Raw genomic sequence first — 11,347 nt, 5'->3', positions numbered from 1 at the left:
ACATCCCGATCTTTTATGGTCAAACCATATTATCAATACGATCAATAAGGAGGTACAAGTTGATGAACATATGGCGGAAAGCTTGGAAGCTGGCGGTATGCGCCGTTCTCGCCTTGACGACGCTCGGCTTGGCCGAGGCCGCGAAGCCGTTGCCCGCAGCCGCGGCCCCCCTGTACCCGAACGGCGTTACCGGCCCGGGCAAGCTGCCGGGGGTGGCGGGGTTCATCTCGGGGGATCGCAACCCCGCCGCGGGTCCGCTGGCTTCGTTCGGGGCGACCGGCGCTTTCGCGCTGGACAGCGGCTTGAACAGCATCGGCGTCGACTTGGGAAGCGCCGCTGCGTTCGATACGATCGAGCTGCGGGCGTCCTCGGCCGCGAACCGGGTGGAGAAGAGCGATTTGTCGCTCTATACGAGCGCCGACAACGTGACGTATACGAAGGTGGCGGACTGGGATTTTCTAAAGCTTGGCGGCACGATCGTCCTGTACAACTTCGGGCGGACGGCCCGCTACGTGAAGGTGCACGGACACTTCGACGATAACGCGCCGGAGTATGGCGGCCCCGATCTGCAGGAGATGATCGGCGTATACGATCTGCCGCCGGGACGGTGGACGGCTAGCGGGGGAAGCGACTGGCTGTACCGCAAGCCGGTGGCCGTCACCAACCCGAACGGCGAAACGATCTACGATCGGGCGGTCTATATGGAGAAGGAGCCGCTCGGCGTACCGGCGCTGATCGCCTCGGGCAAGCTGCAGGCGGACTTCCGCGACGTCCGCTTCGCGGGGGAGGACGGCCGGGAACTGCCCTTTTATATGGACGACGACGGGTTTTTCGTTCGCCTTCCCGTCCTGCAGCCGCACGAGTCGACGAACGTGTACCTATACTACGGCAACCCGGATGCCGCCTTCGTCGGGGCGGGACAGGAGGCGCTGCAGGTCGAATACGGCAACAAGACGCTGACCGAGCAAGGCGTTGCCGGAGCGGCCGAATTCGGGGCCAATATCAAGCCCGTCCGGTTGAAGGACGGCACGCTGCTGCTGATGGCGCAGACCGACAAGACGAGGGGCATTTACGCGAGATATTCGCTGGACGACGGAAGGACGTGGTCGGCGCCGGAGCCGTTCGTGTCGCCGGGAAGCCGCTCCGGCGTTTCGCTCGACAGCCCGGGAGGCGCGTATGTCGATCCGGTTACCGGCACCGTGTACGTCGTGTTTTATTCCTACCATTACTTCGGCGTATGGGACGGCGTGAACAGCTGCTTGGACGCCTCCGTATGCCGCTCCGACCTGTACATGGTCAAATCGACCGGATTTTCCGGACATAAGCCGGTATTCGGCACGCCGGTCCCGATCTCGGGAATGGTCTCGTCGTTGGGCCATCCGGTCAACTATGCGGTGACGTACTCGAACCCGATCCGGCTGAGCTCGGGCCGTCTCGTCGTCACGTTCGGCTTCGTCATCGGCAACGACGGCACGTTCGCGGCCGGCGTCGCGTATTCGGACGACGACGGCGCGACGTGGACGAAGAGCGCCTCCGACTTGACGATCCCGTCGAGCGGAGGGGAAGGCGGCGTATCCGAGACGGCGATCGTCGAGCTGGCCGACGGGACGCTGAAAATATACGCCCGCCAGCAGCGGGGAGACAAGACGACGCTCGGCACGTCCGTCTCGACGGACGGCGGGACGACGTGGTCGGCCGTGCAGGACAGCGACATTATGAGCTCGAACACGTTCCCCGCGCTCGGCCGGGATGCGGACGGCTCGGTTCTGCTCAGCTGGTCGGGGCACAACGCGATGGGCGGCAGCAGCTACCAGCGCAACAATTTGACCGTCGCCTACAGCGGCGACGAGACGGCGACCTGGCACGGGTACCGGGACGTGCTCGGGCGGACGCGGCTGTCCGCTCCCGGCTGGCATTCGGAAGGCGAACGGAACCGGGCGGTCGAGGCGGATAAAGTGCCGGCGGGGGACGACGCGTATTTGTTTTCGTGGTCGGGGGGGACGATGACCGGCACGCTGCTGGTGGAAGACTTTTACCGGTATTTGTACCGCAGCCACGGCGCCCTGGACGATTTCGAATACGAGCGGAGCGGCACCGTTCCGGACAACGGCAGCCGACTCGCAAACGACTACTGGTGGAAGACGGCGAGCCCCGGCGTCGTCGCGACGAGCGCCGACCGGGCGAAGCGGGGGGCGCGCTCGCTCCGGCTGTACGATAGCGTCGACAACATCACGATGACGGGGGCGTCCCGGCTGTTCCCCGCCGTCCGCAAAGGAAGCGTCCGCTTTTCCGTCTATGGCGCGAGCTTCGCCAACGGCCTGCACATGTCGCTGCAGGAAGGGTTTTCGCAGCATTGGAATGCGGCGGGAACCGCCTTCTCGCTGCGGGTGTCGCCCGACGGGGCGCTGACGTATTCGAGCTCGCCGCACGCTTACGCGCGGAAGGTCGGCTACGCGGCGGACGATACGAATCCGGCCGTCGGCAATTTGGGCAACTTCGGCTATATCGGCTCGTTCGCGCTCGATTACAAAAACCGCAGCATCGGCGTCGACCTCGGCCGCATCGAGACGGTGACGGAGATCAAGCTGTACGACAACGACGGCGCGAACCGGATCGCGGCAAGCAACCTGTCCGTCTACGCCAGCGAGACGAACGACGGAGATTGGCGTCTTGTCACCGGCTGGACGTTCGGCAAGGCGAACGGGACGATCACGCTAGGCGGCTTGTCGGTCCAGGCGAGATACGTCAAGGTGCATCAAAACTACGGCGATACCGCGTTTACGTTCGTGAACGGCTTGCAGGACATGATGGAAACGAAGACGGCGGAGCCGTTCAGACGCGTCGGCTTTTTGACCGACGATACGAATCCGGCGTCCGGCAACCTGGGCAGCTTCGGCTATGCGGGAATGATGGGCTTCGACTACAAGAGCCGCAGCGTCGGCGTCGATCTCGGCGGGATCGAGACGATCGAGGAAATCAAGCTGTGGGACAACGACGGCGCCAACCGGCTGACGGCCGGCGACTTGTCCGTCTACGTCAGCGATACGAATTCGGGCGATTGGACACCCGTCGCCGGCTGGACGTTCGCGAAGTCGAACGGCAATATTACGCTCGGCGGCCTGTCGGTTGCGGCCCGGTTCGTCAAGGTGCATTCGTCGTACGCCGACACGGCCTTCACGTTCGCGAACGAAACCCGGGACATCTTGACGGTGCAGACGGCCGAGCGCCGGCAGAGGACCGGCTTTATAAGCGGGGACGCGAACCCGACGACAGGCAATTTGGGCCAGTTCGGCTACGCGGGGGCGTTCGCGCTCGATTACCAAAGCCGCAGCGTCGGCGTCGACCTCGGGCGGAAGGAGACGGTAACGTCGATTACGCTTCGCGATACCGACGCGTCGAGCCGGCTGACGGCGGCGGATTTGTCCGTTTACGTCAGCGACGCGAACGCGGGCGATTGGACGCTCGTCACCGGATGGACGTTCCAGAAGGCGAACCGGGCGATTACGATCGGCGGCCTGTCCGTCGACGCGCGCTACGTGAAGGTGCATCAAAGCTACGCGGATACGGGCTTCACGTTCGCGAACGAGCTTCGGGACATGATGACGGTTCGGACGGTTCCCGTTGCACAAGGCGCATTTCGCAGCCTGCCGGTCGCGACGTCGCTGCCCTTGAACGTCTGGTCCGACATCCGCGTCGACTTCGATTTGCCGGCCGGCGAGGCCGACGTCTACGTGAACGGCGACTTCAAGGGGCGGGTCCCCGCCTCCCATCCGGGACCGGTCGTCACCCATTTCCTGCTCGCCACCGGGGCGGGATCGGGGACGGACGCGTACGTGGACGAATTCATCGTGCAGGATACGTCCGTCGGCCTTCCCGAGGCCGGATCGGTCGGAGCGGAGCAAAGCGCGGTCAGCTTCGCCGGTCTGATCCGGGCGACCGAGCTCGCGCTGAACGAGCCGGACTCGCCGGGTGCGGAGGGGCTCGCGAACGCCCTCGCGGTCAAGCTGAGGCACGCCGAGCAAGCGTGGAAGGAAGGGAAGCGTCAGGCGATGCACGGCTCGCTGCGCGCCTATATGCAGCAGGTGCGGGCATTGGGGGAAGAAGGAAAGATCGGGAAGCCGGACATTCTCGTCCGAATGGCCGAATCGCTTCTGTAAGAGAGGGACGGGGAGTCGCGAGACTCTCCGTCTTTATGTTCCGGCGATGCGTATGGGTCCGGCCGTTTCGTCCGTTTATTGGAATAATACGCCGGATGTCCGGCCAAGGAGGAGATCGTATGAGCGATGCCGTCCATATTCGCGATATGATGGAGGTGCGCCGCACCAAGGTCGGGGCGATCCGGTGCGTCGGGTTTCAAGGGAGCGGCCCGGCGGATGAGAAGCGGCTGTTCGGGGAATTGGAGGCGCGTCTGCACGACATTTCACCGAGAAGAAGCGACAACCCCCACCTGATCGTCATTCCGAACGGCCTCATCGTAGCGGTTGAAGTTGACGAAGCCGGTCCGGTTCCGGAAGGAGCGGTCGCGTTCACGATTCCGGAGGACGAGTACATCGTGTTCCGGTTCGAGGAGAAGTACATCGGCGACTTCTGGAGCTCGATCTGCAGTGCGGAGAATCGCAGGCTGTACCCCTTCGATCTGGATCGGCCGCGGTTCGAAATATTCGCTCCGCACCTTCAGCCCGAAGGAATGACGGAATGGTACTTTCCGGTCAAGCGGAACGAGCTTCACGCCGAATAGCCGAACGTGCGATCGGGAGGCGGTCGAAGAAACGACGAGCCGCCACGGAGCTATATCCGAATAGACGTATGGGATGCCGCCGACAAGCTCGGCGGTTTTTTTATGATTTGCAGCCCTACAATCAAATAACTGTTTGAATAAAGAACGGGCCTGGCATATAATATAATCAAATATTTATTTGAATGAAAGGGATGGACATCGAGAGGGAGCGGGACAGTTGAAGCACACGGATGTCGTCGTAGTCGGCGGGGGACAAGCGGGGCTTGCAATCGGCTATTATTTGAAGCACAGAGGGATTCCGTTTTTGATCGTGGATGCGAACGAACGGACCGGCGATACGTGGAGAAACCGGTACGATTCCTTGCATTTGTTCACGCCTCGGCAATTCGACGGGCTGCCCGGCTTGGCATTTCCGGGAAAACCGAACGGCCTGCCTTCCAAGGATGAAGCGGCCGATTACTTGGAGGCGTATGCCCGGCATTTTTCGTTGCCGATCCAATACCGTACGAACGTGATCGCCATGGAACAAAGCGAACGAGGGTTCACCCTGCATACCGGCCGGGGGGATTTGTCAGCCCGGCAAGTCGTCGTCGCGACCGGACCGTTTCATACGCCGTGGATACCCGCTTTCGCCGGCCGCTTGCCGGACCGTGTCGTTCAGCTTCACTCGGCCGCCTACCGGAATCCGGCGCAGCTGCAGCCGGGAAACGTCCTTGTTGTCGGTGCAGGCAATTCCGGTGCGCAGATTGCCGTCGAGCTGGCCCGCGAACGGAACGTATCCCTATCCCATGGCCGGCCGTTACATTTCAAACCGCTTTACATGCTCGGAAAAAGCATTTTCTGGTACTTTGACAAGCTGGGGCTGCTGAAAGCCGACGTCGATTCCGGAGTGGGGGCGTGGCTGAAAAAGCAGCCGGAACAAATATACGGTTTGGACTTAAAAACGATGCTGGCCGACAACACGATCGATTCGTTCCCAAAAGCGGTGAACGCCGACGAAACCGGCATTCATTTTGACGACGGGCGCGTGTTACGGGCGGACAACGTCATATGGGCGACCGGGTTTCGATCGGACTATCGTTGGATTCGCATTCCGGCCGCGTTTGACGATAACGGGGCCCCGATTCATCGAAACGGCGTCAGCCCGGTCGAAGGCTTGTTCTTTCTCGGTCTTCCGTGGCAATCTTGCCGAGGGTCGGCCCTAATGGGATGGGTGGCCGAAGATGCGCGCCGCCTGGCACAATCGCTGGAACCCTTAAGCTCCGCGCTTCATATGAACAAGTGAGAATATAATGCATTAAAGTGAGGAGGTCGAGAGCATGTGCAGGACGAGCGAACCGGGAGACCGCGATGGGCAAGCGTGTGGGAAGCCGAAGACCGACGGCGGCATGCCGCGCCACGATCCGGAACCGGAAACGGCCGCCTCGGAGCGAAACGACCGGCTCCGGTCTTACCGGATTGACGGCATGGACTGCGGCGCTTGTGCGCTGACGCTCGAAAACCATCTGAAGGCGAGCCCCGCCGTGAAGGAAGTTCGCGTCCATTTCACCACAGGCAAAATGGTCATCGAGCACGACAATCGCGTCGAGGAGATCGTCGCCGAAGTCAAGAAGGTCGGGTATACGGCTGCCTTGATCGCGGGCTCCGCCGAGGATGCGGCGCTCCGGCGGGATCCCCGGAAAACGTGGACCGTTTTGTCGGGCGTTTTTCTCCTTTTCGGATTTTTGGGAACGTTCGGTTCCGTCTCGAGCGAATTTCAGACGTTTTTATACGCGGCCTCCATCCTGACCGGCGGCTTCAAGCCCGCCAGAAGCGCTTACCATGCGCTGAGAAGCAAGTCGCTCGACATGAACGTGTTGATGACCGTCGCGGCGATCGGAGCCGTCTGTATCGGGGAGTGGCTGGAAGGCGCAACGGTTGTTTGGCTATTCGCTTTAGGGAATATGCTGCAAAATCGGTCGATGGAAAAAACTCGAAATTCGATTCGGAGCTTGATGAACAGAGCTCCCGCCGAAGCTTGGGTGCGGCAGCGCGACGGCGGCCTTCGGCGCAAGCCGGTCGAACGGATCCGGATCGGGGATACGATCGTCGTCAAGCCCGGAGAGAACATTCCGCTTGACGGCGAAATCATCGACGGCCGGTCCGGCGTAAATCAGGCGCCCGTTACCGGAGAGTCCGTCCCGCTGGAAAAGGGGCCGGGCGATATCGTGTACGCGGGATCGATCAGCGAAAGCGGGGCGCTGGAAGTCCGCGTGACGAAGCGGTACGACGATACCGCCCTGGCTCGCATCATCCATTTGGTCGAGGAAGCGCAGGAGAAAAAGGCGCCGGCGCAAACGGCGGTCGATCGGTTTGCTTCCGTGTATACCCCTGTCGTATTCGGGGCGGCTTTTTTGACGATGCTCGTTCCGCCTTTATTCCAAGAGGGGACATGGACGGAATGGCTCTACAAAGGATTGGAGCTGCTCGTCATCGCGTGCCCGTGCGCGCTCGTCATTTCGACCCCCGTCGCCATCGTATCGGCGATCGGAAATGCGGCGAAAAACGGCGTATTGATCAAGGGCGGCGCTTCCTTGGAGCAAGCCGGACATCTGACCGCCGCAGCATTCGATAAAACCGGGACACTCACGGAAGGCAAGCCGAAAGTGGTGCAAGCCGATGTGCGGGACGGGTCCGAAGGCGAGCTGCTCTCGATCGCGCGGACGATCGAGGAGCGCTCCCGGCACCCCGTTGCGGCGGCAATCGTTCGCTATGCGACCGAGAAGCGAGCGCAAGCCCGTCCGGGTACGGATTATCGCGCGATTGCCGGCAAAGGGGCGCAAGCGACGATCGACGGGACCGTTTATTATGCCGGAAATGCAAAGTGGTTTCGCGAGCTGAAGCTTCCGGTGGACGAAAAGGAAATCGAGAGGCGGCAAGCCGAGGGATATACGATCGTGCTGGTCGGATCGCCGGAACGACTCCTAGGGACGTTCGCGGTAGCGGATACGATACGGGAAACGACAACCTCCGTCATCCGCGAAATACGCGAATGGGGCATTCGGCATGCGGTCATGTTGACGGGGGATCATTCGGGAACGGCTCGAACGATCGCCGAGCAGGCGGGAATAACGGATTATCGGGCGGAACTGCTGCCCGCCGAGAAAGCGGAAGCGATCCGGCAGCTGCAGCAGCGCGGCGATAAGGTGGCCATGGTGGGCGACGGCATCAACGACGCGCCCGCGCTTGCAGCCGCGGATGTCGGGATCGCCATGGGAGGAGCCGGTACCGACACGGCCATGGAGACGGCCGACATCGTGCTGATGGCCGATCATTTGGAGAAGCTCCCGTTTACGATCAAGCTCAGTCGCAAGACGCTGCGAGTCATCAAACAAAATATTTGGTTTTCGCTTATCGTCAAATTCGCGGCCTTGTTTCTTATTTTTCCGGGATGGCTGACGTTGTGGATCGCGGTAGTAAGCGATACCGGCGCCGCCCTGATCGTCATCCTGAACGGCATGAGGCTGCTGCGGCTGAAAGCGTAGTCGAAGGCCCCTTCTCGGTCGAGGGGCCTTTCCTTACCGTACGGCTAGCATAAGGGACAAGTAGGCGGCCGCTACGAACAGGAGACCGAAGCATGCGGTCATCCACGGCGTTTTTCGCCGTGCGGCAGCCATAAGAAGCAGAAGCGCAACGGAAAGGACGCCCAGCCCCACGCTTGGGATATTCCAACCGAGCGATACGTCCATGCCGTCGGGCACTTCGCCGTTATAGAGTTGTTCGAACAGCGGTGAGGGGGTGAGCGGCTCCGGATTTTCCGGATCGTCGTGCGGCGGACGCTGAAAGCCCAAAAATGCCGTTACCGCGAATATCAGAAAAGCGAACGCGCTTTCCGCCCGAAGCCATGGTCTCGGATCAAAGGCCGGATCGGCAACGATTTTGCGTTTCAGTACGAAACCGTTCAACAATCCGAAGACGAGCAGAGGGATGAATAACAAATGTTTGATCAGCAGCGCTTGGCCATACGAAATGATCCAGGCATCGTAGTAATCCGGAACGATATACGCCATCATCACCAGGCCGGCCGCGATGACGACGAGCACGGAAACGACGGAAACGGGGCTGAACCATTGCAGGAATGGAAGCCACGGCCGGGAGCGTTGCGCAAACCATCCGGCGGCCAGCATGATTCCGATCCAGACGGATACGGCCAACAAATGAAGCGTCTGCGCCCAAAATCCCCACGATTCCGACTGCCCGGCGGCATGGCTGGCCCAGCCGTAGGAGAGAAGCAGAGCCAACGTAAAGCAGGCCGCTACAGCGTTATACAAGAGGCTCGTCTTCGGATTTGCGAACGCCAGCAGGGCAAGAAATAGCGTGCTTATGACGATCATCCATACCCAAGCCTGTCCGAAAGCCAAATCCCGCAAAACGTCGGGGAGTATGTCCCAAAAGCTCATTTGGGCGAACTGCGTCAGGAAAATCGTGTTTTTGGCTACCGGTACGAACGCTAAGACGGCAATTCCGACGACGGCGTTAAACAGCAGGGTATCGGGAATCCGGATATCGGGCTTTTTGCTGTCCGGAATAAAGTTCAATACGATCGCCGCCGTTACCAAAGAAAAGCACAAATAAAGCAGCGTTTCCGATACATAAACGTACATCGTCATCATCTCCGGCAAAAAAGCCTCTCGATGCGGGAGAGGCTTATCGAGTATGGGGCTTATGAGGGCATGGGCGTCGGGGTCGGCTTCGCGTACCCTTTACCGTAGGCTTGGTCGATCGTTTCCCGAATTTCTTTGGCGGCTTTCCCCTGCTCCTTCAGCTTATAAGAGACGACCGCAATTTCCAGACAAACGTTGCACCGGGTGCCGTGATCGTCCCATGTAACCGAGCCGTCGCTTCCCATTTCTTTGATAAAGCAATTGACATTGCTCTTATGCGAGGCGCTTTCGCCGCATCCGCAGTAGCAAGGAATCCATTGGAGAGTGTCGACGGTTTCCGCAGCCAGCCGGTAGGCGGTACGCATTTCTTCGGGCTGGTTCCGTAGAAACGAGGGCAGCGTTTGAACCGATGCGGTTTTTTCCTGCAGGTCTCCATTGCCGTGCTCGTGCCGGGCATGCTCCGCCGCAGGCCGGCCGTTGCCGCATGCCGTCAAAAGGAAGACAAGACAGGCGGCCGAAACGATCCCTATGTGACGTTTGCTCATGGTACACCTCAACCATTCATGTTGGACCGGTACCGGTCCACTCTATTGTAACACATCGAAATCATGTGAACGTCTGATCATATGACGAAAGTTCGAAAAATCGTACGGAATCGGCGCAAAGACGGTTGGCTTCCTTTGATATACTTTTGCTGGAGGCACCGCCGCATGCCGTATGAAAGGATGGCTGGATCGTAATGAAAAAACGGAGCATCGGTTTGTTTTTTGCTCTCGTGCTGCTTCTGTCCCCGATGAACGCCTGGGCGCATACGGGGATCAAATCTTCTTCTCCGGCCAACGGGGAAACCGTTACAAGTCCTCTCCAAGAAATAAAAATGGAATTCAATACGGAGATCGAGCCGCTGAGCAGCTTGTCCGTTCAACAGGCGAATGGCGAACCGATCCGGGTAGCCGATCTGAAGGTCGAAAAAAGCTCGTTGAGCGGCAAGCTCGATAAGCCGCTTCTGAACGGCGAGTATACGGCCGTATGGAAAATTGTCGGCCGAGACGGGCATCCGATCGAAGGGAAGGTCGTCTTTACGATTCAGCTTCCCGAACAAGCCGATAGGAAGCCGGAGACGGAAATTAGCGATCCGCCCATGACAGGGAATGGGGTTGCCGATTCGTCGCCGTCGTCGCCGCTCCAGCCCGGACCGGCATCCCGCAACGGCTTTTCCGCAAGCGGCGTTTTCACGATGATCGGAATGGCGGTGCTATTCGGGCTGATCGTCATCCTGATGCTGATTCGAACGGTGAAAGGAAAAAAACGGGCATGATGTCGGGCGCGCGGGGTTTCCGAGACGGTTCGACGAGATGCAAGCACGGTTATCGCCGGTAACAGGCGTCCGATTGAAGACGGATCGCCTGTTTTTTAATGGGCAATTCTGCCCATTTGACCGCTCCATGTTTCAGCGGTATGATCGTCCTATACTCAAATGACTGTTTGATTGGTGGGATACGGAATGTCCGCAAAGGATACATGCGAGTTGTACTGCTACGATGAAGCGAAGGTGAGCCGGGTTCAAAGCCTATTAAGCCAGCATGACATAACGGTGATGGCGAACATGTTTAAGGCTCTCGCCGACGAGACGAGAATGAAGGCCGCGTTCGCTTTGTGTCAGGAGAACGAGCTGTGCGTCTGCGATGTAGCCAACATTATCGGCTCCTCGATCGCTACGGCTTCCCATCACCTGCGTACGTTAAAAAAGCTGAATCTCGTCAATTATCGCAAAGAAGGCAAGCTCGCGTTTTACTTTTTGGAAGACGACCATGTGCGGCAGCTCCTCCTGCTCGCTTCGACCCATAGTCAGGCAACGTCTGGCGGAAGGAAATGAGGCCGCCCGTTCGGAAGGCTGTGCTTGAAAGCGACAAGAACCGAATCGCTTGGAAGACGGGGGCTGCATATTACGGGTATGATACGAGGG

8 protein-coding genes are annotated in these 11,347 nt (G+C 59.7%); 6 read left to right on the top strand and 2 right to left on the bottom strand.

Translation table 11 applies throughout. From position 1 onward, the window contains the following. The first annotated feature begins 62 nt into the window (after window positions 1–62). The 4 genes from DLM86_RS01370 to DLM86_RS01355 all read left to right on the top strand — a co-directional run bounded on the left by DLM86_RS01370 (window position 63) and on the right by DLM86_RS01355 (window position 8,262). Entirely contained in the window at window positions 63–4,157 is a 4,095-nt protein-coding gene (locus tag DLM86_RS01370) for an exo-alpha-sialidase (protein WP_158289268.1), read from the top strand. Window positions 4,158–4,276: 119 nt separating this feature from the next. Continuing rightward, a complete protein-coding gene (locus DLM86_RS01365; RefSeq protein ID WP_110838163.1) occupies window positions 4,277–4,738 on the top strand; it encodes a GyrI-like domain-containing protein in 462 nt (153 codons plus the stop codon). Window positions 4,739–4,955: 217 nt separating this feature from the next. After that, window positions 4,956–6,023: a flavin-containing monooxygenase gene (locus DLM86_RS01360; protein WP_110838162.1), complete on the top strand. Its 1,068-nt coding sequence runs from the start codon at window positions 4,956–4,958 to the stop codon at window positions 6,021–6,023. Between the two features lie 34 nt (window positions 6,024–6,057). Beyond that, complete coding sequence (locus DLM86_RS01355) at window positions 6,058–8,262, top strand: heavy metal translocating P-type ATPase (RefSeq protein WP_110838161.1); 2,205 nt, start codon at window positions 6,058–6,060, stop codon at window positions 8,260–8,262. Between the two features lie 33 nt (window positions 8,263–8,295). Here DLM86_RS01355 and DLM86_RS01350 read toward each other — a convergent pair whose 3' ends face one another. Continuing rightward, window positions 8,296–9,381, bottom strand: a complete 1,086-nt coding sequence (locus tag DLM86_RS01350) for a copper resistance D family protein (RefSeq protein ID WP_158289267.1) — start codon at window positions 9,379–9,381, stop codon at window positions 8,296–8,298. Window positions 9,382–9,440: 59 nt separating this feature from the next. Next, entirely contained in the window at window positions 9,441–9,926 is a 486-nt protein-coding gene (locus tag DLM86_RS01345; RefSeq protein WP_110838159.1) for a PCYCGC motif-containing (lipo)protein, read from the bottom strand. Between the two features lie 194 nt (window positions 9,927–10,120). Here DLM86_RS01345 and DLM86_RS01340 point away from each other — a divergent pair, with 194 nt between their 5' ends. Both DLM86_RS01340 and DLM86_RS01335 read left to right on the top strand, forming a co-directional pair. Beyond that, window positions 10,121–10,699, top strand: a complete 579-nt coding sequence (locus tag DLM86_RS01340; RefSeq protein WP_110838158.1) for a copper resistance CopC family protein — start codon at window positions 10,121–10,123, stop codon at window positions 10,697–10,699. 186 nt (window positions 10,700–10,885) lie between these two features. Further along, the gene (locus tag DLM86_RS01335) at window positions 10,886–11,257 is read left to right on the top strand and encodes an ArsR/SmtB family transcription factor (RefSeq protein WP_110838157.1); all 372 of its coding nucleotides are present in this window, start codon (window positions 10,886–10,888) and stop codon (window positions 11,255–11,257) included. Window positions 11,258–11,347: the final 90 nt, after the last annotated feature.

It is taken from the genome of Paenibacillus flagellatus, assembly GCF_003217775.1.
GTDB classification, from domain to species: Bacteria; Bacillota; Bacilli; order Paenibacillales; family NBRC-103111; genus Paenibacillus_AB; species Paenibacillus_AB flagellatus.
Note: the sequence above shows the minus strand (reverse complement) of the source record. Positions and strands in the feature narration are given on the sequence as shown.